Raw genomic sequence first — 20,624 nt, forward strand, 5'->3', positions numbered from 1 at the left:
AGACACGCGTTCCGCGGGGCGCCCACGACGTTCGAACGGTTGGTCGTATGCTGCCCACCGTGTCCTCCGCCCGTGCCGAGCGCCTGGTGAACCTGGTGCTCTGCCTGCTGTCGACGCGCCAGTTCCTGCCCGCCGAGCGGATCCGCGCCACGGTCCCCGGCTACGCGGACGCGCCGAGCGACGAGGCGTTCTTCCGGATGTTCGAGCGGGACAAGACCGAGCTGCGGGAGCTGGGCGTTCCGCTGGAGACCGGACGGCAGTCGGCGTTCGACACCGTCGAGGGCTACCGGATCGCCCGGGGCGACTACGAGCTCGGCGAGATCGACCTGGACACCGAGGAGGCCGCCGCCGTCGCGCTGGCCGGGTCGCTGTGGGACTCCCCGGAGCTGGCCGGGGCCGCGCACGGCGCGCTGCGCAAGCTGCGGGCCGCAGGCGTCGAGGTGGACGAGACGCGGGGATCGGTGCAGCCGCGGGTGCGGGCCACCGAACCGACCTTCGGCGCGCTGCTCGCGGCCGTACAGGCGGGGCAGGCGGTCACCTTCGACCACCGCCGCGGCGGACCGACCGGCGAGATCGTCCGGCGCACGGTCGAGCCGTGGGGCGTCGTGTCCTGGCGCGGTCGCTGGTACCTGGTGGGCCACGACCGCGACCGCGCGGACGTCCGGTCCTTCCGGCTGTCCCGCATCCTCGAGCCGGTCAAGACCGTCGGGGACCCGGGCGAGGTGACCGTCCCACCGGGGACGGACCTGATGGCGTCCGTCCGGCGGAACTTCGACTACGGGCCCGTCACCGGCACCGCGCGGGTGTGGGTCCCGGAGGGGCACGCGCACGGGCTGCGCAGGCTGGGCACCGTGGTCGAGAGCCGGGACGGGGGAGACGTCCTGGAGATCGAGCTGCGCAGCGAGCGGACGGTGGCGCGGTGGCTGGCGGGCGCCGGACCGGACGTCGTCGTGTTGGAGCCGCCCGCGCTCGCCGCCCGGGTGCGCGGGCTGTGGGAGGGCGCACTCGCCGCCCACGAGGGCGTGCGCGCGTGAGCGGGCTGGCGGACCGGCTGCCGCGGCTGTTGTCGCTGGTCCCGTACCTGCTCGCCCGCCCCGGCATCCCGATCGCGGAGGCGGCCGCCGACTTCGGGACGACGCCGCGCCAGCTGCGCCGCGACCTCGAGCTGCTCTGGATGTGCGGGCTGCCCGGCTACGGCCCCGGCGACCTGGTGGACCTGTCCTTCAGCGGGGACACCGTGACCGTCACCGAGGACGCGGGCATGCGCCGTCCGCTGCGGCTGACCACGGCCGAGGCGACCGCCCTGCTCGTCGCGCTGCGCACGCTGGGGGAGGCCCCCGGAGTCGTCGACACGGAGGCGGTGCAGCGGGCGACCGCGAAGATCGAACGCGCGGTGGGGGACGCGGGGATCGCGACCGTGGCCGTGGACCTCAGCCGCGAGGAGGAGGCCACCGCGACCGCGGTGCGTGGCGCGCTGGATCGCGGACGCGCGCTGCAGATCGTCTACTACACCGCCGGACGGGACGCCGTCTCGCGCCGGACCGTGGACCCGATGCGGCTGCTGCTCGTCGAGGGCCACGGGTACCTGGAGGCCTGGTGCCGGGAGCGGGAGGGCGTGCGGCTGTTCCGGCTGGACCGGGTCGAGGAGGTCACCGAGCTCGACGAGGCGTCGGCGCCGCCGCCGGACGCGGAACCGACGGACGTCTCGGCGGGGCTGTTCTCGCCCAGCGAGGAGCACCGCACGGCCGTGCTGGAGATCGACCGCGAGGCCCGGTGGATCGCGGAGTACTACCCGGTGGACGAGGTCGTCGAGCACCCGGACGGGTCCGGCTCGGCCCGGGTCCTGCTGCGCTACGCCGACCCGGCCTGGCTGGTCCGGCTGGTCCTCGGGCTGGGCGGCGCGGCCCGGGTGGTCGAGCCGCCCGCGCTGGCCGCGGCGGTGGCGGAGCGAGCGCGCGCGGCGCTCGCCGGAGCGAAGGGCTGACATGGGCTTCTACTGGGTGCCGGTGCTCATCGGGGCGCTCGGCGTCGTGCTGCTGCTGGCCGCGGCGGTGGTGACCGTCTCGCACGTGCGCAGGCTCACCCACACGATGGAGCGGTCGCGCGCCCGCACCTCGATGGTCGTCCGACCGTTGACACAGCAAGCGGCGCGGCTCAGGACGCGCCGCTGACCCCGCGTACCATCACGGACGAACGGTGAGGTCGGCCCTGGTCGACCCCGCACGCGTCGTCTCCGGCGAAAGGACCCCCATGCCAAGCCTCGGTGGGTGGGAGATCGTGATCCTCGTGGTCGTGGTGCTCCTGCTGTTCGGCGCCAAGAAGCTGCCCGACATGGCTCGCTCGGTGGGCCAGTCCGCCCGGATCTTCAAGGGCGAGATGAAGGGCATGAAGAGCGACGACAAGAAGGACGAGCCCGCGCAGCCGCCCGTGCAGGCGCCGCCCGCCCAGCTGCCGCCCGTCCAGGCCCAGCCCACCGAGGCGGCCAGGGCGGAGCACCCCGACACCCGTCAGTAGCCTCCTCCCGTGGTGAAGCTCCCCGGCCGTCGGCGGAAGAACCCCGACGGCACGATGACGCTCGTCGAACACCTCTACGAGCTGCGCAACCGGCTCGGGATCGCCCTGCTGGCGATCCTGCTCACCACGATCATCGGCTACGTCTGGTTCGAGACCTCGTTCTTCGGCTGGCCGAGCCTGGGTGCGCTGCTCAAGGACCCGTACTGTTCGCTGCCCGCGTCGTCGCGCGCGGTGTTCACCGCGGACGGGTCCTGCACGCTCCTCGGCACGGGGCCGTTCGACCAGTTCATGCTGCGGCTGAAGGTCGGCGCGGTCGCGGGTGTCGTGCTCGCCTGCCCCGTGTGGCTCTACCAGCTGTGGGCGTTCATCGTGCCCGGGCTGTACGCCAAGGAGAAGCGGTTCGCGCGGATCTTCGTGGCCACGGCGGCGGTCCTGTTCGTGGCGGGCGCGGTGCTCGCGTACTTCGTGGTCGCCCAGGGCCTCGGGTTCCTGCTGACGATCGGGTCCGAGATCCAGACGACGGCGCTGACCGGCGAGAGCTACTTCGGCTTCGTCATCGCGCTGCTGCTGATCTTCGGGGTGAGCTTCGAGATCCCGCTGCTCGTCGTGATGCTCAACCAGGTCGGGATCCTGTCCTACGAGCGGCTGGCCAAGTCCCGCCGCGGGATCATCTTCGGCCTGTTCGTGTTCGCCGCGGTCGCCACCCCGGGCCAGGACCCGATCTCCATGACGGCGCTGGCCGCGGCGCTCACGCTGCTGTTCGAGCTGGCCATCCAGGTCGCCAGGGTGCACGACCGCCGCGCGGCCAAGCGTCGCACCGCCGAGGGCTGGGACAGCTGGGACCCGGACGCCCCCAGCCCGATCGACACCACCCCGAGCCGCATCGAGGACCCCGACCCGGTCTCGACGCCGAGCGCCGAGCCGACCGCGCGGAACGTCGACGACGTCACCTGACCCGCCGCCGGGAGGGGCGTGACCGGGGCCACGCGGTGTCTCGACAGCGAACCGTCGGTGCGGTGTGACAGCCTGGGGCGGTGGCCAGCAGCACACCGGCCCCGGCGGACGCGTACGCGGCCTCCCGGGCTCGCGCAGCCCGTCCGCGACTCGCGGAGTTCGCCGGGGCGCTCCCGTTCGGTCTGGACCCCTTCCAGCGCGAGGCGTGCGAGCGGCTCGAGGAGGGGCACGGCGTCCTCGTCTGCGCACCCACCGGGGCGGGGAAGACGGTGGTCGGCGAGTTCGCGGTCCACCTGGCCCTCGCCCAGGGGCTCAAGTGCTTCTACACCACGCCGATCAAGGCGCTGTCGAACCAGAAGTACGCGGACCTCGTCGAGCGGCACGGGGCGGCGGCCGTCGGGCTGCTGACCGGGGACTCCAGCATCAACGGGGACGCCCAGGTGGTCGTGATGACCACCGAGGTGCTCCGCAACATGATCTACGCCGGTTCACGGAACCTGGACCAGCTCGGCTACGTCGTGATGGACGAGGTGCACTACCTCGCCGACCGCTTCCGCGGGGCGGTGTGGGAGGAGGTGATCCTCCAGCTCCCCGAGCACGTCGCGATCGTCAGCCTCTCGGCCACGGTGAGCAACGCCGAGGAATTCGGGGACTGGCTGGTCGCCGTGCGCGGGGACACGGCAGTCGTCGTCGACGAGGTCCGGCCGGTGCCGCTGTGGCAGCACATGATGGTCGGCAACCGGCTGCACGACCTGTTCACCGAGCGCGGCGGCGAGCTCGCGGTCGATCCCGAGCTGCTGCGCGAGACCCGTGAGCTGTCCCGCCGCGACGACATGGCCAACTGGGTCACGAACGGGCGTGGTCGCAACCGGGGCGGTCCGCGCCCACGCAGCGGCATCCGGCCCGCCTCCCGGGTCACCGTGATCGACCGGCTGGACCGGGCCGGGCTGCTGCCCGCCATCACGTTCGTGTTCAGCCGTGCGGGGTGCGACGCCGCCGTCGGCCAGGTGGTGCGGGCCGGTCTCCGGCTCACGACCGAGGCCGAGGTCACCGAGATCCGGCGGATCGTCGAGAAGCACACGGGGGACCTGCCGCAGGCCGACCTCGGGGTGCTCAAGTACTGGGAGTGGCGCGAGGCGCTCGAGCGGGGGATCGCCGCGCACCACGCGGGGATGCTGCCCGCGTTCAAGGAGACCGTCGAGGAGCTGTTCGTCTCCGGGCTGGTGCGGTGCGTGTTCGCCACCGAGACCCTGGCGCTCGGGATCAACATGCCCGCGCGCACGGTCGTGCTCGAACGGCTGGTCAAGTGGAACGGCGAGGCGCACGTCGAGCTGACCCCCGGCGAGTACACCCAGCTGACGGGGCGGGCCGGGCGGCGGGGGATCGACGTCGAGGGGCACGCCGTCGTCGTCTGGGCGCCGGGGGTGGACCCGGAGCAGGTCGCGGGACTCGCCTCCACACGGACCTACCCGCTGCGCAGCTCCTTCCGCGCCGACTACAACATGACGATCAACATCGTCGAGCGGCTCGGCATCGAGCAGGGCCGCGAGCTGCTCGAACAGTCCTTCGGGCAGTTCCAGGCGGACCGCTCGGTCGTCGGCATGGCGCGGCGGATCGAGCGCAACACCGAGACCCTCGAGACCTACGCCGCGTCGATGGAGTGCCACCTCGGGGACTTCGCCGAGTACGCGCGGCTGCGCAGACAGGTCGCGGACCGCGAGCGGGCGCTGCGCAGGCAGGGCTCCGCGGAGCGGCGGGACGAGGTGGGCTCCTCCCTGATGGCCCTGCGGTCCGGGGACGTCATCGCCGTGCCGAGCGGGAAGCGCTCGGGGCTGGCGGTGGTGCTGGAGCCGCCGGGGAACGGCGAGGACCCGCGCCCGCTGGTGCTGACCGAGGACCGCTGGGCCGGGCGGCTGTCGACGGCGGACTTCCCCGCCGCGGTGAAGGTCCTGGGCCGGATGCGGCTGCCCAAGCGGGTGGACCACCGCACGCCGCGGGTGCGCCGCGACCTGGCGTCCGCGCTGCGGGACACCGGGATCCACGCGCCGGTGCCCGAGCGGCGGCGCAGCCGGGGCGGCGCGGCGGACGACGCCGAGCTGCTCGCCCTGCGCCGCGCCCTGCGCAACCACCCGTGCCACGGCTGCGACGACCGCGAGGCCCACGCCCGCTGGGGGGAGCGGCACGCCCGCCTCGAACGGGACACCGAGCAGCTGCGGCAGAAGGTCCGCGCGACCACCCATTCGCTGGCCCGCGGCTTCGACCGGATCCGCGCGCTGCTCACCGAACGCGGCTACCTGGACGGCGAGACCGTCACCGACCACGGCAGGCGGCTGTCCCGGCTGTGGGGCGAGTCGGACCTGCTCGCCGCCGAGTGCCTGCGCCACGGCGCCTGGGAGGGCCTGGAGCCGGACGAGATGGCCGCCGTGGTGTCCGCGCTGGTGTTCGAGTCCCGGCGGGACACCACACCGGTCCCGCGGGTCCCGGTCGGCGCCGTCACCGAGGCGCTCGCGGAGACCGTGCAGATCTGGTCGCAGCTGGCGGAGGACGAGCGTCGGCACCGGATCGACCGCACCCGTGAGCCCGACCTCGGCTTCGCCTGGCCGATCCACCGCTGGGCCCGCGGCGAGTCGCTGGCCCAGGTGCTGGAGGCCGCGGACCGCAACGGCCAGGAGCTGTCCGCGGGGGACTTCGTGCGGTGGGCGCGTCAGGTCCTCGACCTGCTGGAGCAGATCGCCGGGGTCGCGGGCCGCACCACGCCCGTCGGTCGCACGGCGGCGAAGGCGGCGGGTGCGGTGCGCCGCGGGGTGGTGGCGGCCGGGGTCGGCTGAGCCGGACGTGCGGAACCCGGTGAGACGCGCCGCGGGTCCGGTCGGTGTGCTTGGATCGACGGCCGACGCGCCTCGCAGGCGCGCGACCCCCGCAGGCGATAGGAAGGCCCCGATGAGCACCCCACAGGACCCGCACGGCGGCGACCGGGACTGGGGCCGTCCGCCCGCGGGCGGTTGGGGGTCGGTGGGCCCCTCGGATCCCACGGCCGACCCGCCCACGCCCACGCTCGGCATCCCGGTGGTGGCGGGCGAGCCCGGTGCCGACGGGGCCCGGGACGAGCCGGAGACGCCGCAGCACGGCTGGGAGGCGACCGGCACCGGCCCGCGGGGCACCGCTGCCGACTCCGCTGCCGACTCCGCTGCCGACTCCGCTGCCAGCTCGGCCGCAGACGCCGCGTCCGGTCCGAGCCAGGACGATCCCTCCTGGCGCCCGGGCGGCTCCTCGGACTGGGCGCCCGCCGGTGCACAGGAGGCGGCGAGCCCCTGGGACCGTCCGGAGGGTGCGGCGGCGGGGGCGTACACCTCCGCACCGGCGGACGGGCTCGGCGCGGCCCCCTGGGCCTCCTCCCCGACCGACCAGGCGACGCGGGGCTCCGGGGATGCGGGACGGGAGGCGCAGGGCTGGGACGCGGCGGGCGGTTCGGGGCAGGGTGGCTGGGACCCGGCGGGTGGTTCCGCGCAGGGCGGCTGGGGCCCGGTCGTCGGCGCGGTCGGGCAGCACGGCACCGGTCGGCAGGACGCTGGTCGGCAGGACGGCGCATGGCCCACCGACGGCCGGCCGGGCGGCGCGCAGCCGGGCGGGGGCCTTCCGGGTGGGCCGCAGGCCGGCTGGGACCCCCGGGGTGACGCGACCGCGGCGACCGCGGTGCGCAGCCGGCGCTCCCGGTCGGGATCGGGCGGCGGCAGACGGACGCTGCCGCTGATCATCGCCGGGGTCGTGGCCCTCCTGGTGGTCGCAGCCGTCCTCGTGGTCGGTTTCTGGCGGCCGGGGTACTTCCTGGTCGAGGAGTTCGACCAGCAGGCGCTGCAGAACGGCGTGACGCAGGTCCTCAGCCGGGACTACGGCCTCGAGGTCACCGCGCTGAGCTGCCCGGAGGGCCGGCGGGTGACCGCGGGCTCCTCGTTCACCTGTGCCGCGACCGTCGACGGCGAGAACGTCGACGTGCCGATCACGGTGCTGGACGACAAGGGCACCTACCAGGTCGGTCGGGTCTGAAGCGACGGCCGAACCGGGATGACACCACCGCCCGTCCGGGCGACGATCATCCCGTGACCCCCTCGACCATCACGCCGCAGGTCCGTGTCCTCGACGCCGGGGAGCTGCGCGCCTCGCACACCCTCTTCGGCCACTCGCTGCACGCGGGGCCGGTGGACGACGAGCGCTGGTCCCGCACGACCGCGCTGTACGAGCCGGGCCGGACCCTCGGCGTGGACGGCGACGGCGGGGTCCTCGCCGGGACCGCGATGTCCTTCGGCTCCCGGCTCACCGTCCCCGGCGGCGGGTCCGTGCCGATGGCCGCGGTGACCCGGGTCGGGGTGCGCGCCGACCACACCCGCCGCGGCCTGCTCCGCGCCCTGATGACCGCCCAGCTCCGCGACACCGCGGAGCGCGGCGAGGTCGCCGCGACCCTGCGCGCCACCGAGGCCCGCATCTACGGCCGCTTCGGCTACGGGGTGGCCTCCCGGGGCCGCGACCTCACCGTGCAGCCGGGCGCGACCTTCCGACCGGACGCCCCGACGACCGGCGGCCGGGTCCGGATGGTCACGGTGGACGAGGCCACGACCCTCCTTCCCGCGCTCGCCGCCGGGCTGCGGTCCCGGAGCGCGCGACCGGGCGCGATCGAGCGCACCCCGGGCTGGTGGGAGCTCTCGCTCCACCGCCCGGCCGCGGACGCCGCCCGAGGCCTCGCCGTGCACACCGGCCCGGACGGGGACGACGGGTTCGCCACCTGGACCGTGACCCACCAGGGCCCCGGGTTCGCCGCGAACGAGCTCCGGGTCGGCGACCTGCACGCCGCCTCGCCCGCCGCCGAGGCGGACCTCTGGCGGTTCCTCACGGGCGTCGACCTCGTCTCGACGGTCTCGGCGCCGCTGCGCCCGCTCGACGACCCGCTCGACCTGCTCCTCACCGATCCGCGCGCGTGTTCCACCTCCTCGTTGTCCGACGAGACCTGGCTGCGCCTGGTCGACGTGCCCGCCGCCCTCGCGGCGCGTTCCTGGGGGGACGCCGCCCCGGTGCGGATCGGCGTCCGAGACGCCCTGCTGCCCGCCAACGACGGCGTGCACGTGGCGGGCGACAAGGGCGCCACCGATCCCGCGGGCCCGGCCGAGCTGGAGTGCGACGTCTCCGGGCTGGCGATGGCCTACCTGGGCGACCGGCGCCCGTCGGAGCTGGTGGCGAGCGGCTGGTGGACCGCCCACGACCCGGCCGCGGTCGCCCGGGCCGACACGCTGTTCGCGACCACCGTCAGCCCGTGGAGCGGCACGTTCTTCTGACGGTCGCCCCCATGGCGATCCGCCCGCCCGCCGGAGCAGCGACGTCCGGGCCCGGGTGAGCCTGCCCCACCCTCGCAGACCGGTCAGCCGGCGAGCGCCTTGACCAGTCGCTCCAGGCAGCTGCTCAGGCCCCACCGCTCGGCCAGGGCGACCAGCGCGTCCGGGTCGGCCGGGGTCCGGGGCAGTACGTCCGGACGGGAGAGCTCGACCGTGGCGTCCTGGACCACCCGCACCACCGGCTCGACGACCGACAGGTAGTCGGTGGCCTTGGCCAGTTTCTGCCGGGCCGAGGAGACGAGCCTGCCGTCGGTGGGGTCGTCCACCGCGGCCAGCAGCTCCGCCCAGGAGCCGAAGCGCCCGACCAGTGTGGCCGCGGTCTTCGCACCGACCCCGGGCACGCCGGGCAGCCCGTCCGAGGGGTCGCCCCGGAGCATGGCCATCTCGGCGTACGCCTCGCCCGCGCGGCCCTGCGGGACGCCGTACTTCTCGGCGACCTCGGCGGGCCCGAGCAGCTCGGCCTTCGCCAGCCCGCGCCCGACGTAGAGCAGCCGCACCGGGGTGGGCTCCTCGCGGACGATCTGCATCAGGTCGCGGTCCCCGGAGACGCCGAGCACCGGGTCGGTGCCCTCGCGGTGGGCCAGCGTGCCGATCACGTCGTCCGCCTCGCAGCCCTCCGCCCCGCCGGTCGCGATGCCGGCGGCCGCGAGCACGTCCAGGATGATCGGCACCTGCGGGGCGAGCGTGTCCGGCACCTCCTCGGGGACTCCCGCGGGAGCGGTGGCGGGGCCGTCCTCGACCGCGCCCTCGATCCGGTGCGCCTTGTACGAGGGCAGGGCCGCGACCCGGAAAGCGGGCCGCCAGTCCAGGTCCAGGCACGCCACCAGCCGAGCGGGGCGGTGCTCGGTGACGAGCCGGGAGATCATGTCGGTGAAGCCGCGCACCGCATTGACCGGTGTGCCGTCCGGCGCGGTGATGGACTCCGGCACGCCGTAGTAGGCGCGGAAGTACATGCTCGCCGAGTCGAGGAGCATCAACGAACCGGCGGGGGCCTTCGCGGGAGCCGTCACGGTGCGCCAGCATGCCAGGCCCCGAGGATGCGCAGGGTGAGCGCCCTAAGCTCGGCGCATGACCCACGCCGTCCCCACCGAGCTGCTCGCGGACCGGCTGCGCCGGGCCGGCGAGGTGGCTGCCGCGCAGGGCGATGACGTCCTGTTCGTCACGCCCGGAACCGACCTGCGGTACCTGATCGACCACAGCGGTGAGTCGCACGAGCGGCTGACCTGCCTGGTCCTGCCCGCGGCCGGGCACCGGGCGCCGCCCGCGCTGGTGGTGCCTCGCCTGGAGGCGCCCGGGTTCGCCGGGGTGCCGCTGGAGGAGCTCGGCATCGAGGTGCTGACCTGGACCGATGGGGAGGACCCGTACCTGCTGGTCAGCGACCTCGCAGGCGGCCCGACCCGGATGGCGGTCGCGGACGGCATGCCCGCCCACCACGTGTTCGGGCTGCGGGACGCCTTCCCGGACGTGCGGCAGACCCTGGCCGGGCCGGTGCTGCGCGAGCTGCGGATGCGCAAGGACGCGGCCGAGATCGCGCAGCTGCGCGAGGCCGGTGCGGCGATCGACCGGGTGCACGCGCGGATGGGCGAGCTGCTCAAGCCGGGCCGCACCGAGGCGCAGGTCGGCGCCGACATCGCGGCGGCGATCGTGGCGGAGGGGCACACCGAGGCCGCGTTCGTGATCGTGGGCTCCGGGCCGAACGGGGCCAGCCCGCACCACGACGTGTCCGACCGGGTGATCGAGCCCGGGGACGTCGTGGTGATCGACATCGGCGGCCCGCTGGCGAGCGGCTACAACTCGGACTGCACCCGCACGTACGCCGTGGGCGGCGAGCCCGCGAAGTCGGTGGCCGACACGTACGCCGTGCTGCAGGAGGCGCAGGAGCGCTCCGTGCGCTCCGTCCGCCCGGGGGTGACGGCGCAGAGCGTGGACGACGCGGCCCGCGAGCCGATCACGGAGGCCGGGTTCGGCGCGCAGTTCGTGCACCGCACCGGCCACGGCATCGGGCTGGACGTGCACGAGGAGCCCTACATCGTCGGCGGCAACTCCCTGACCCTCGAGCCCGGGATGGCCTTCTCCGTGGAACCGGGCATCTACCTCGACGGCGAGTGGGGCGCCCGGATCGAGGACATCGTGGTCGTGACCGAGACCGGGGCGGAGCGGCTGAACAACGGGCCGCGCGATCTCGTCGTGCTCTGACCGGCCGCTCACGCCGCGACCCCTCGCGGTGTGGGCACCGGGTGCGCCAGACCGTCCCGCGCGGGCAGGCAGGCCGCGCGCGGGGCGGCCGACCGCACGAACTCGGACAGGCAGCCTGCGATCGCGCCGTGCCCGGCCGCGGTGGGGTGGAACGACTCCTGGAACAGCCGCATGCCCGCGGCGCCGAGTGTGCCCTGCACCAGGCTCCGCGGGTCGACCGTGAGCCTGCGCTGCCACTCGTCCCGCAGGGTGCCCGTGCAGGCCTCGCGGCCCTCGGCCAGCCGGGTGAGGTCCAGGAACCGGGCGCCGGTGCGCTCGGCGACCGCCCCGATCGTCTCGGTGAGCCGGGGGAAGGCCTCGGTCCGGATCCAGCCGGCATCCGGTCGCGAGTAGGGACAGCCCTGTACCGCGTGCCAGGCGGGCATCGCCTCGCTGCCCGGTGCCGCGTACGAGAGCAGCACCAGGGTGTAGTCCGCCTCGGTGTAGCCCGCCGAGCCCATCGCGCCCCGCACGTCCCGCACCGCGCCCTCGATCCGCGGTGCCACGGCGGCCAGCCGCCCCGCCCACCCCGGCCCCAGCGAGTGCCGGCAGCCCGGCTCGCGGGGATCCAGGAACGCGCGGATGCAGGCGACGGCGGTGCCCGAGAGGTCCGGGTCGTCGTTCGCCCCCACCTGCACCGTGACCGTGGTGACGCGGTGGCGCCGGGCGACCTCGGCCAGCCGGGCGGCCTGCGAGCCCTCGGTGTGGTGGACGGCGGCGCCGAGGGCGACGTGCGCGGTGCCTGCGCCCGAGCAGGCGAGGTCGACCCCCGATCCGAGCGTGGTGCGGTGGACGTACGCGGCGGGGGAGCGGTGACACCAGTCCCCGCCCTCACCGCGGGTGCCCGGCTCGTAGTCGCCCGCGCCCTCGCCGGACGCGGCGCTGTCGCCGAGCGCGACGACCACGGGCGGCCCGTCCCGCACGTCGGCGTGGGCGCGGCCGCCGAGACCGAGGGCGCCCAGCGCGAGTGCACCGAGCACGAGGAGCGGGATCCGCAGGGGGCGGGGGAGCAGGGGGCGGGGGACCAGGGGGTTCAGCACGCCGGGAAGGCTAGGAACGCCCCACCCCTCCCCGCCGGCGTCGATCACGTGGGCTGGGGACAACCGCCTCGACTCACCCGTCGGGCGGCATGGGCACACCACCGTGCGGACCATCGGACGCCTCCGAGCGCCCCGTCCTGGGGACAACCCCCGGGCGCGCGCCGGAACCGTCGGTCCGGCGTGCTAGCGCGGTCTCCGGGGGAACCCCGACCCGCATCGGGACGTTCTCCTGATGTCCGATCCCGCCGCAGACGGCAGGGTGGGACCCGAGCGGCGAGACCCGCCGCCACCGAAGAAGGAGCACTGACCACCCGATGGCCACCACCCTCACCCGCCCCCGCCACGGCACCGTGATCGCCGGGGTCTGCGCGGGCCTCGCCCAGCGCTTCGGGATGTCCCCGTTCCTGGTGCGGCTGCTGTTCCTGATCTCCTGCCTGCTGCCCGGCCCGCAGTTCGTGATCTACATCGTGCTGTGGATCCTCATGCCGAAGGCGCCCTACTGACCGACCCGAGCCCGACCGGACCGAGCGCCCGCGTCACACCCCGTCGTGTGACGTGGGCGGGTCGGCTGTCGCCGCCGCTCGCACCTGTGCCATGCTTCCGCCCGTGATGGACCGGACCAGCCGCCGACCCCTCGTGGGTCGCTGCTGTCCGGGGTGTTGTCGCCACTCGCGCTGACCACCCCGTCCATCGCCCGCCCCGGTAGCCCGGAGGCGAGGCCCGCACAGTCTGCGAGCCCCCGGTGTCCGTCACCACCGTTCTCCCCCGCACCCTCCCGACCGCCGTCCGGACCGAGCCGGACCTGCGCGGACAGACCGTCGTCGCGCTGCACCCGCACCCGGACGACGAGGCCATCTTCACCGGCATCACGCTGCGCAGGCTGGCCGACGCAGGCGCCCGCACCGTCCTGGTCATGGCGACCGGCGGCGAGCTCGGCGGCTCGCGCGTCCCGCTGCGCAGCGGCGAGACCGTGCGGCAGCGCAGGCTCGCCGAGCTGGAGCACGCCGCCGAGCTGCTCGGCGTCTCCCGGCTCGTCCTGCTGAACCGCCGCGACTCCGGGCTGCCCGGCGGCCCGGACAGCACCCACGCCCGCGCGCTGGCGGGCGCCGAGCCGCTGTCGTTGGCCACCCGGGTCGCCGAGATCCTCGACCAGGAGGGCGCGGGCACCCTGCTGGCGGACGACGAGCAGGGCGTCTACGGCCATCCCGACCACCGCATGGCGGGTGCCGTCGGCAGCATCGCCGCCGAGCTCACCGGGGCCGAGACCTACCTCGCCACCGTGGACCGCGGCGGCGTCGCCGAGGGCGGCCACCTCGTGCACGGCGCCGCCCGCGCCGCGGCGGTCACGTTCGGCCGCGCGGCGGACGAGATCGCCCTGACCGTGACCGGCGACGCCCGGCACCTGACGGTGAAACGCGCCGCGATCCTCGCCCACGAGAGCCAGGTGGACCCGGCCGTGCTGCCGGAGAAGGACTTCGCCGCCGCCTACGGCCGCGAGTGGTTCCGCCGGGCCGGTGCGGCGGGCCCGGGCGTGCTCGACCTGCTGTGACCGCCCTCGGTGCCGCCCTGGACGCGCTGCGCGCGGTCCCCGTGGCCCCCGACCGGCTGAACCTTCCCACCCCCTGCGCGGACTTCGACGTCCGCGGCCTGCTCACGCACGTCGTCGGCCGGCACCACGTCTTCGCCGCCTGCCCGACGGGCACGGCGCAGCAGGGCGACTCGACCCACGTGCTCGGCGACCCGGCGGCGGACCTGCGCGAGTCGTCCGCCGCCCTGCTCGCCGCGGTCGACACCGCCCCCGCCTTCGCCGACCCGCCCTACCGGGGCCGCACCGCCGTGCCGGTCCTGGTGGCCGAGCTCGTCGCCGAGACCGTTCTGCACGGGTGGGACCTCGCCACGGAGACCGGCGGCGGGGCGGGCCGGGCCGGACTGGTCGCCCGCAGCGGCCGCGACCCGGAGTGGAGCCCGTAGGCTCCCACCGTGGCCGCCCCCACCCTCGATCCGGCGGCGAACGCCCCGGGCCGCTCCCGTGCCGCCCGGCTGTTCGTCCGCCTGCTCCCCGCCGCTGCGGCGGGTGTCGTGCTGTACCTGAGCTTCCCGCCCCGGGACCTGTGGTGGCTCGCGCCGCTGGTGTTCGCGGTGCTCGGGCCCGTGCTGCGCGGCGTCCGCGCGCGCCGGGGGTTCCTGCTCGGGTTCGTGTTCGGGCTGGCCTTCCTGGTACCCCTGCTGTCCTGGACGGGCGGCTTCGTCGGGGCGCTGCCGTGGCTGGCGCTCAGCGCGGCCGAGGCGGTGTTCTTCGGGCTCGCCGGGGCCGGGATGGCCGTGACCGCCCGGCTGCCCGTGGCGCCGCTCTGGGGCGCCGCGATCTGGGTCGGGGTCGAGGCCGTCCGCAGCCGGGTGCCGTTCGGCGGCCTGCCGTGGGGGCGGATCGGGTTCGGACAGCCGGACGGGTTGTTCCTGCCCACCGCGTCGGTCGGCGGCGTGCCGCTGCTGTCCTTCGTGACCGTCCTCGCCGGACTCGCGCTCGGCGAGCTGGTGCGGCGCCTCGTCGCGAAGGAGGTCCGCGGCGCCGTCGTCCCCGCGGTCCTGCTCGTCGTCGCCCTGGCCGCCGGTCCGCTCGCGGGCCTGGTGCCCGCCACCGTGAACGGCCCGGACCGACAGCTCACCGTCGCCGCGGTCCAGGGCAACGTGCCGCGGCTCGGCCTGGACTTCAACGCCCAGCGCCGGGCGGTGCTGGACAACCACGTGAAGGTCACCGAGCAGCTCGCGGCGGACGTCCGGGCGGGCCTGCAGCCGCAGCCGGACGTGGTGATCTGGCCGGAGAACTCCTCGGACATCGACCCGTTCCGCAACGCGGACGCGGCCGCCGAGATCGCCCGGGCCGCCGCGGCGGTGAAGGCGCCGATCCTCGTCGGCTCGGTGCTGGTCAACGCCGACCGGACCACGAGCAACTCCGTCCTGGTCTGGGACCCCGTGCTGGGGCCGGTGGCGCGCAACGACAAGCGGCGCATCCAGCCCTTCGGTGAGTACATGCCGTGGCGGTCGTTCTTCCGGCTGTTCTCGTCCTACGTGGACCGCGCGGGCAACTTCGTGCCCGGCCCCGGACCCGGCGTGGTCTCGGCGGGCGGTGCGGACATCGGGATCACGATCTGCTGGGAGATCGCGTTCGACGACGTGGTGGCCGACAGCGTCTCGGCGGGCGCGACCCTGCTGGCGGTGCCGAGCAACAACGCCACGTTCGGGCTGTCGGAGATGACCTACCAGCAGCTCGCGATGTCCCGGGTCCGGGCGGTCGAGCACGACCGGGCCACCGTCGTCGCCACCACGTCGGGGGTCAGCGCGCTGATCGACACCGACGGCCGCGTCACCGGGCGTACCGGCCAGTTCGTCCCCGGCACCCTGGTCGCTGTCGAGACGCTGAAGCAGACGACTACGCTGGCCACTCGGTTGCGGTCCGTCCCCGAGTGGGTGCTGACCGCACTGGGCGTCACGGCGATCGCCGCCGCGGTCGTCGTCGGGCGGCGGCAGCGTCGCGCGCGCGGGACGACCGCGCAGGTGGCGGCCGCGTCGGCGGCGCGGACAGGAGAGGACATCGATGGCTGAGCCTCCGGGACCGGTCCTGGTGGTCATCCCGACCTATGAGGAGCGGGAGAACCTCGGGCGCGTCGTCGCGCGGTTGAACGCCGCCGTCCCCACCGCCGACATCCTGGTGGTGGACGATGCGAGCCCCGACGGCACCGGCGAGCTCGCCGAGGAGATGGCGGCCGAGGACCCACGGGTCCGGGTGCTGCACCGCGAGGGCAAGAACGGGCTGGGCGCGGCGTACCTGGCCGGGTTCCGGCACGCCCTGTCCGGGGAGCACCAGGTCGTCGTGGAGATGGACGCGGACGGCTCGCACGCCCCCGAGGACCTCCCCGCGCTGCTCGCCGCCCTGGACGACGGTCCCGGCGCCGACGTGGTCCTCGGCTCCCGGTACGTCCCGGGTGGGCAGGTCGTGAACTGGCCCGTGCACCGGCAGTGGCTCTCCCGCGGCGCCAACCTCTACGCGCGGTTCGCGCTCGGGGTGCCGATCCGCGACATCACCGCGGGCTACCGGGTCTACCGCAGGCAGGTCCTCGAGGAGCTCGACCTCGACTCGGTCATCTCGCAGGGCTACTGCTTCCAGATCGACCTCGCCTGGCGGGCGCTGCAGGCGGGCTTCCGGGTCCGCGAGGTCCCGATCACCTTCACCGAGCGCGAGATCGGCTCGTCCAAGATGGACGCCTCGGTCATGGGCGAGGCGTTCGTGAACGTGGCACGCTGGGGCCTGGAGCACCGCACGTCCTGGCTGCGACCGAGGGCACGGGTGTGAGCGAGCGCGAGATCCTCACCTGGGAGCTCTTCGGCACGGCGTCGCGGGAGCTGGCCGAGCAGGTCGCCGACAGCGGGTACCGCCCGGACATCATCCTGTCGATCGCCCGTGGCGGGCTCTTCGTGGCGGGCGCCCTCGGCTACGCGCTCGACGTGAAGAACCTGCACGTCATGAACGTGGAGTTCTACACCGGGGTGGGGGAGCGGCTGCCGCTGCCGGTCATGCTGCCGCCCGTGCCGAACGTGATCGACCTGTCCGGTGCGAAGGTCCTCGTGGCGGACGACGTCGCGGACACCGGCGCCACCCTCAAGCTGGTCCGGGACTTCTGCGGCGAGCACGTGGCGGACGTCCGCTGCGCGGTGGTCTACGAGAAGCCGCAGAGCGGGGTGCAGTGCGAGTACGTGTGGCGCCGCACCCCGCTGTGGATCAACTTCCCCTGGTCCACGCTGCCCCCGGTGGTCGAGAACGCGATGCTGGACGCCTAGAGCGCCGCCAGCTCGGCCTCGAGGTCGTCCAGGCCCAGTGAGCCCTGGGACAGCGCGGCCATGTGCCAGGTCTTGAGGTCGAAGCCCGGCTTGGCGGAGGCGGCGGCGCGGCCCGCGAGCCAGGCCCGTTCGCCGAGCTTGTAGCTGATCGCCTGGCCCGGCCCGCCGAGGTAGCGCAGCAGCTCGCTGTCGAGGAACGCCGCGTCCCGTCCGCAGTAGGCGCCGAAGAACTCCCGTGCGCGCTCCGGCGTCCAGCGCTCCCCGGCGAACATCGGGGAGTCCGCGGGGACTTGCAGCTCCAGGTGCATCCCGATGTCGACGATCACCCGCAGCGCCCGCATCATCTGGGCGTCGAGGTAGCCGAGCCGGTGGGCGGGGTCGGTGAGGAAGCCGAGCTCGTCCATCAGGCGCTCGGCGTAGAGCGCCCAGCCCTCGATGTTCGCGCTGATCATCCCGGCGGAGGTCTGGAAGGTCGACAGCTCCCCGCCGCAGAGCGTCCACTGGCCGAGCTGCAGGTGATGGCCGGGGACGCCCTCGTGGTACCAGGTGCTGACCAGGTCCCACATCGGGAACCGCTCCCGGCCCAGGGTGGGCAGCCACGTGCGGCCCGGGCGGGCGAAGTCCAGCGAGGGCTGCGTGTAGTACGGGGCCGCGGCCGAGCCCTCGGGCGCGATCATCGCCTCGACCCGCCGGACCTGTGGGGCCAGGTCGAAGTGCGTGCCCTGCAGGGCGGCGACGGTCTCGTCCATGATCGCCTGCAGCCGCAGGCGCACGGGTTCGACCCCGTCGACGGCCTCGCCCGCGGTCTCGAGGTGCGCCATGGTCTCGCGCGGGGTGGCGCCCGGCAGGATCCGCGCGGCCTCGGCCGCCTGTTCGGCGAGGATCCGGTGGAACTCGGCCCAGCCCCACTCGTACGCCTCCCGGGGGTCGAGGTCCGCACCGAGCCAGCGCCGGACGGCGAGCCGGTACCGCTCCTCGCCGACGCCGTCGGGCACGCCCTCGGTGCGCGGGCGGTACTCGGTCCGGAGGAAGTCCCGCAGCTCGGCCAGGGCGGCCGTCGCCGCGCCCGCGGCGTCCTCGGACAGGCCCGCGGCCGCCGCGAAGGAGCGGAACCAGTCCGCGGACAGCCAGGCGCCGAACTGGGCCGCCACCGCGTCGACCTGGCGGGGTGCGGCGAGCAGCCCGCGCGCGACGCCCTCGCGCAGCGTGGCCGTGTAGCCGGCCAGGGCCTCGGGCACGGCCGCGAGTCGCGCGGCGATCGCCGCGCGCTGCTCCGCGGTGTCGGTGGGCATCAGGGTCAGCACGGTCCGCAGGCCCTGGACCGGGCCGAACAGGATCTGGACGTTGCGCAGGTGCTCACCCGCGCCGGTGACCGCGTGCGAGCTGGTCAGCCGCTCCCGCAGCAGCCGGGCGCAGCGGCGCTCGGTCCCGGAGTCGGGGTCGGGGAGGGCGGCCAGCCGGGCGAGCGTGTCCCGTTCCAACGCGTCGAGTGCCTCGACGCCCGCGGGGGAGAGGTCGGGCAGCCGGTCCTGGCCGGTCGACAGGCCCAGTGAGGTGGCCAGCAGCGGGTCCAGCTCGGCGTGCGCGGCGACGTGGGCGTCCGCGAGGTCTCGGAAGGTACGGGCCATCACCCGACCCTAGACACGACGAAGCCGGGCCCCACGGGAGGTGGCCCGGCTTCGTGGTGTGCTGCGACGCGACCCGGCGGTCCTACGCGATCTCGGCGCGGCGCTCGCGGAGCAGGTCGAGCCGCTCGTCCAGCAGCTCCTCCAGCTCCGGGATGGAGCGACGCTCGAGCAGCATGTCCCAGTGGGTGCGCGGCGGCTTGGTCTTCTTGCCCTCGGGCTCGATGCCGTCCGCCCGGCGGCCGAGGCCGCCCTGCGGGGACTCCCAGGTGGCAGGAGCCTCGGCGTCGTTCGCGAAGGGCACCTCGAACTCGAAGCCCGTCGCGGACACATAGCGGACCACCTGCCGCGGTGCGAGGTCGTGGTTGCGGTCCGTCTCGTAGCTGACAGCCCCGAGCCGGCTGCCACGGAGCACGCGGTCGGCCATGTGTCTTCCTCCCGTTCTGCCGAGGGGTACCCCCTCGACGTCGTCGCCACCGGGTGTAACGTCGCGAGAGCAGACGTTCATTCCCGGCGGGAAGCCTTCCCGAGCCGGCGCGATGCCTCACGGCCTCGACAGCCCGCTCCCGTCCCGGTGTCAGAGTGTCCCCGAATTCGCGCTTTGCCACACGCGAATGTGACGTGTCAGCCGTCTGTGACTTAGCTCACTCTCGTGACGACGAGAGTTAACACGGGTGTCGGCGGCCGTTACCCACGCTACCGGTCGGTAGGAATATCCGCAGGTCGGGGCGCTTGCGCGGGAGAGCACGATGATCACGCACGGACCGGCGGACGCACCTTCCAGAGGGCGAGCAGCCCGGCCGCCAGGACGACCAGGATCCCCAGGATCCCCGCCCGGTCGGACAGCAGGGCGAACACGCCGAACAGCGTGGGCGCCAGGAACGACACCGCGCGCCCGGTCGTGGCGTAGAGCCCGAACATCTGCGCCTCGTGCCCGACGGGGCACAACCGGCCCAGGAACGTCCGCGAGGAGGACTGCGCCGGGCCGACGAACAGACACAACAGCAACCCGAACACCCAGAACATCGTGGGCCCGGAGACGACGAGCAGGATCAGCCCGGCCACGATCAACCCGATCAGCGACCCGACGATCACCGGCTTGGGTCCGATCCGGTCGTCCAGCCACCCGCCCGCCAGGGCACCGAGCGCCGACACCACGTTCGCGGCCACCCCGAAGATCAGCACGTCTCCCGCGCCGATGCCGTAGACGCTGACCGCCAGGACCGCGCCGAAGGTGAACACCGCCGCGAGCCCGTCCCGGAACAGCGCGCTCGCGCCGAGGAAGTACACGGTCTGCGCGGACTCGCGGTAGAGCGCCCTGAGGTCGGTGACCAGCCTGCGGTAGCTCCCGGCCACCCCCAGCCGCGGGCCCCGGTCGCCGACCGGCGGCCGCTCGGGGATCGCCAGGAACAGCGGGACGGCGGACAGGGCGAACCACGCCGCCGCCACCACGGCGACGACGCGGATGTTGAACCCGTCCGCCGTGGACAGCCCGAGCGCGCCGCCCTCGCCCGCGATGAACAGCACGTACACCGCGAGCAGCAGCACGATTCCGCCGAAATAGCCCATCGACCAGCCGAAACCGGAGACCCGGCCGATCGTCTCCGGCGTGGAGACCCGGGAGAGCAGCGCATTGTAGGACACCTCGGCGAGCTCGAAGAAGATCGAGCCGACGCCCAGCAGGACCACACCCAGCCAGAGGTAGTGCCAGTCGTCGAGCACCAGGAACCCGATTGCGGTCGTCACCACGGTCGCGGCCGTCCAGACGCCGGTGGAGCGGACCACGTGCCCACCGCGGTCCGCGCTCTGCCCGACGACCGGGGCGAGCAGGGCGATGATCAGCCCCGCGGCGCCGATCGCCCAGCCGAGCCAGCTCTCGGCACTGACCGAGCCGGGCAGGTCGGCGCCGACCGAGTCGGTGACGTAGACCGAGAAGACGAAGGTCAGGAAGATCGTCGTGTAGCCGGAGGACCCCCAGTCCCACAGCCCCCACGAGACCACCTGCCGCCGGGCGATCGACCCCGTCGCGCTGCTCACCG

At 74.6% G+C, this 20,624-nt stretch carries 20 protein-coding genes; 15 read left to right on the forward strand and 5 right to left on the reverse strand.

The features are described from left to right. The first annotated feature begins 59 nt into the window (after positions 1 to 59). The 8 genes from ABD993_RS03910 to ABD993_RS03945 all read left to right on the forward strand — a co-directional run bounded on the left by ABD993_RS03910 (position 60) and on the right by ABD993_RS03945 (position 8,792). Positions 60 to 1,034 carry a helix-turn-helix transcriptional regulator gene (locus ABD993_RS03910; RefSeq protein WP_345412721.1) on the forward strand — a complete coding sequence of 325 codons (975 nt, stop codon included), beginning with the start codon at positions 60 to 62 and terminating at the stop codon, positions 1,032 to 1,034. Next, positions 1,031 to 1,984: a helix-turn-helix transcriptional regulator gene (locus ABD993_RS03915; protein WP_345412723.1), complete on the forward strand. Its 954-nt coding sequence runs from the start codon at positions 1,031 to 1,033 to the stop codon at positions 1,982 to 1,984. The genes ABD993_RS03910 and ABD993_RS03915 overlap by 4 nt, the downstream gene beginning before the upstream one ends. Before the next feature lies 1 nt (position 1,985). Continuing rightward, the gene (locus ABD993_RS03920; protein WP_345412725.1) at positions 1,986 to 2,171 is read left to right on the forward strand and encodes a hypothetical protein; all 186 of its coding nucleotides are present in this window, start codon (positions 1,986 to 1,988) and stop codon (positions 2,169 to 2,171) included. A gap of 79 nt (positions 2,172 to 2,250) precedes the next feature. Beyond that, the gene (tatA, locus tag ABD993_RS03925; RefSeq protein ID WP_345412727.1) at positions 2,251 to 2,514 is read left to right on the forward strand and encodes a Sec-independent protein translocase subunit TatA; all 264 of its coding nucleotides are present in this window, start codon (positions 2,251 to 2,253) and stop codon (positions 2,512 to 2,514) included. A 54-nt stretch (positions 2,515 to 2,568) separates the two neighbouring features. Beyond that, positions 2,569 to 3,468, forward strand: a complete 900-nt coding sequence (gene tatC / locus ABD993_RS03930) for a twin-arginine translocase subunit TatC (protein ID WP_345412831.1) — start codon at positions 2,569 to 2,571, stop codon at positions 3,466 to 3,468. Between the two features lie 80 nt (positions 3,469 to 3,548). Further along, a complete protein-coding gene (locus ABD993_RS03935) occupies positions 3,549 to 6,296 on the forward strand; it encodes a DEAD/DEAH box helicase (protein ID WP_345412729.1) in 2,748 nt (915 codons plus the stop codon). A 112-nt stretch (positions 6,297 to 6,408) separates the two neighbouring features. Beyond that, complete coding sequence (locus ABD993_RS03940; protein ID WP_345412731.1) at positions 6,409 to 7,512, forward strand: DUF4333 domain-containing protein; 1,104 nt, start codon at positions 6,409 to 6,411, stop codon at positions 7,510 to 7,512. Positions 7,513 to 7,565: 53 nt separating this feature from the next. After that, on the forward strand, positions 7,566 to 8,792 hold the full coding sequence (locus tag ABD993_RS03945) for a GNAT family N-acetyltransferase (RefSeq protein ID WP_345412732.1): 1,227 nt from the start codon (positions 7,566 to 7,568) through the stop codon (positions 8,790 to 8,792). 83 nt (positions 8,793 to 8,875) lie between these two features. On the opposite strand, the gene ABD993_RS03950 is transcribed toward ABD993_RS03945, so the two are convergent. Further along, positions 8,876 to 9,823, reverse strand: a complete 948-nt coding sequence (locus ABD993_RS03950) for a 5'-3' exonuclease (RefSeq protein ID WP_345412833.1) — start codon at positions 9,821 to 9,823, stop codon at positions 8,876 to 8,878. A 94-nt stretch (positions 9,824 to 9,917) separates the two neighbouring features. On the opposite strand from ABD993_RS03950, the gene ABD993_RS03955 reads away from it, so the two are divergent. Continuing rightward, positions 9,918 to 11,045, forward strand: a complete 1,128-nt coding sequence (locus ABD993_RS03955; RefSeq protein ID WP_345412734.1) for a M24 family metallopeptidase — start codon at positions 9,918 to 9,920, stop codon at positions 11,043 to 11,045. Between the two features lie 8 nt (positions 11,046 to 11,053). Here the strand turns inward: ABD993_RS03955 and ABD993_RS03960 are convergent, their stop codons facing one another. Then, positions 11,054 to 12,124, reverse strand: a complete 1,071-nt coding sequence (locus ABD993_RS03960; RefSeq protein WP_345412736.1) for a GDSL-type esterase/lipase family protein — start codon at positions 12,122 to 12,124, stop codon at positions 11,054 to 11,056. Between the two features lie 314 nt (positions 12,125 to 12,438). Here ABD993_RS03960 and ABD993_RS03965 point away from each other — a divergent pair, with 314 nt between their 5' ends. The 6 genes from ABD993_RS03965 (at position 12,439) to ABD993_RS03990 (ending at position 16,960) form a co-directional block, all read left to right on the forward strand. Continuing rightward, entirely contained in the window at positions 12,439 to 12,627 is a 189-nt protein-coding gene (locus tag ABD993_RS03965) for a PspC domain-containing protein (protein WP_345412739.1), read from the forward strand. Positions 12,628 to 12,866: 239 nt separating this feature from the next. Next, complete coding sequence (locus ABD993_RS03970; protein WP_345412741.1) at positions 12,867 to 13,673, forward strand: PIG-L deacetylase family protein; 807 nt, start codon at positions 12,867 to 12,869, stop codon at positions 13,671 to 13,673. Beyond that, positions 13,670 to 14,095, forward strand: coding sequence for a maleylpyruvate isomerase N-terminal domain-containing protein (locus ABD993_RS03975; RefSeq protein WP_345412743.1), 426 nt, complete (start codon positions 13,670 to 13,672; stop codon positions 14,093 to 14,095). The genes ABD993_RS03970 and ABD993_RS03975 overlap by 4 nt, the downstream gene beginning before the upstream one ends. Before the next feature lie 9 nt (positions 14,096 to 14,104). Continuing rightward, positions 14,105 to 15,727, forward strand: a complete 1,623-nt coding sequence (gene lnt / locus ABD993_RS03980) for an apolipoprotein N-acyltransferase (protein ID WP_345412745.1) — start codon at positions 14,105 to 14,107, stop codon at positions 15,725 to 15,727. Continuing rightward, positions 15,720 to 16,475, forward strand: a complete 756-nt coding sequence (locus tag ABD993_RS03985) for a polyprenol monophosphomannose synthase (RefSeq protein ID WP_345412747.1) — start codon at positions 15,720 to 15,722, stop codon at positions 16,473 to 16,475. Before lnt ends, ABD993_RS03985 begins: the two co-directional genes overlap by 8 nt. After that, positions 16,472 to 16,960: a phosphoribosyltransferase gene (locus ABD993_RS03990; RefSeq protein WP_345412749.1), complete on the forward strand. Its 489-nt coding sequence runs from the start codon at positions 16,472 to 16,474 to the stop codon at positions 16,958 to 16,960. Before ABD993_RS03985 ends, ABD993_RS03990 begins: the two co-directional genes overlap by 4 nt. Here the strand turns inward: ABD993_RS03990 and ABD993_RS03995 are convergent. The 3 genes from ABD993_RS03995 to ABD993_RS04005 form a co-directional block, all read right to left on the reverse strand. After that, positions 16,957 to 18,588 (reverse strand): DUF885 domain-containing protein, encoded by a 1,632-nt coding sequence (locus ABD993_RS03995; protein WP_345412750.1) that lies wholly within the window; start codon positions 18,586 to 18,588, stop codon positions 16,957 to 16,959. The genes ABD993_RS03990 and ABD993_RS03995 overlap by 4 nt on opposite strands. Positions 18,589 to 18,670: 82 nt before the next feature. Continuing rightward, positions 18,671 to 19,012 carry an RNA polymerase-binding protein RbpA gene (locus ABD993_RS04000; RefSeq protein WP_345412752.1) on the reverse strand — a complete coding sequence of 114 codons (342 nt, stop codon included), beginning with the start codon at positions 19,010 to 19,012 and terminating at the stop codon, positions 18,671 to 18,673. A 326-nt stretch (positions 19,013 to 19,338) separates the two neighbouring features. Next, positions 19,339 to 20,622, reverse strand: a complete 1,284-nt coding sequence (locus tag ABD993_RS04005; RefSeq protein WP_345412754.1) for an MFS transporter — start codon at positions 20,620 to 20,622, stop codon at positions 19,339 to 19,341. Between the last annotated feature and the right edge of the window lie 2 nt (positions 20,623 to 20,624).

This window comes from Pseudonocardia xishanensis (assembly GCF_039541715.1).
In the GTDB taxonomy this organism is placed as follows: domain Bacteria; phylum Actinomycetota; class Actinomycetes; order Mycobacteriales; family Pseudonocardiaceae; genus Pseudonocardia; species Pseudonocardia xishanensis.

Coding starts and splice junctions, on each gene's coding strand:
- ABD993_RS03940 (WP_345412731.1), top strand. CDS start 6,409: ATGAGCACCCCACAGGACCCGCACGGCGGCGACCGGGACTGGGGCCGT.
- ABD993_RS03955 (WP_345412734.1), top strand. CDS start 9,918: ATGACCCACGCCGTCCCCACCGAGCTGCTCGCGGACCGGCTGCGCCGG.
- ABD993_RS03965 (WP_345412739.1), top strand. CDS start 12,439: ATGGCCACCACCCTCACCCGCCCCCGCCACGGCACCGTGATCGCCGGG.
- ABD993_RS03985 (WP_345412747.1), top strand. CDS start 15,720: ATGGCTGAGCCTCCGGGACCGGTCCTGGTGGTCATCCCGACCTATGAG.
- tatA (WP_345412727.1), top strand. CDS start 2,251: ATGCCAAGCCTCGGTGGGTGGGAGATCGTGATCCTCGTGGTCGTGGTG.
- tatC (WP_345412831.1), top strand. CDS start 2,569: ATGACGCTCGTCGAACACCTCTACGAGCTGCGCAACCGGCTCGGGATC.
- ABD993_RS03995 (WP_345412750.1), bottom strand. CDS start 18,588: ATGGCCCGTACCTTCCGAGACCTCGCGGACGCCCACGTCGCCGCGCAC.
- ABD993_RS03920 (WP_345412725.1), top strand. CDS start 1,986: ATGGGCTTCTACTGGGTGCCGGTGCTCATCGGGGCGCTCGGCGTCGTG.
- ABD993_RS03950 (WP_345412833.1), bottom strand. CDS start 9,823: ATGCTCCTCGACTCGGCGAGCATGTACTTCCGCGCCTACTACGGCGTG.
- ABD993_RS04000 (WP_345412752.1), bottom strand. CDS start 19,012: ATGGCCGACCGCGTGCTCCGTGGCAGCCGGCTCGGGGCTGTCAGCTAC.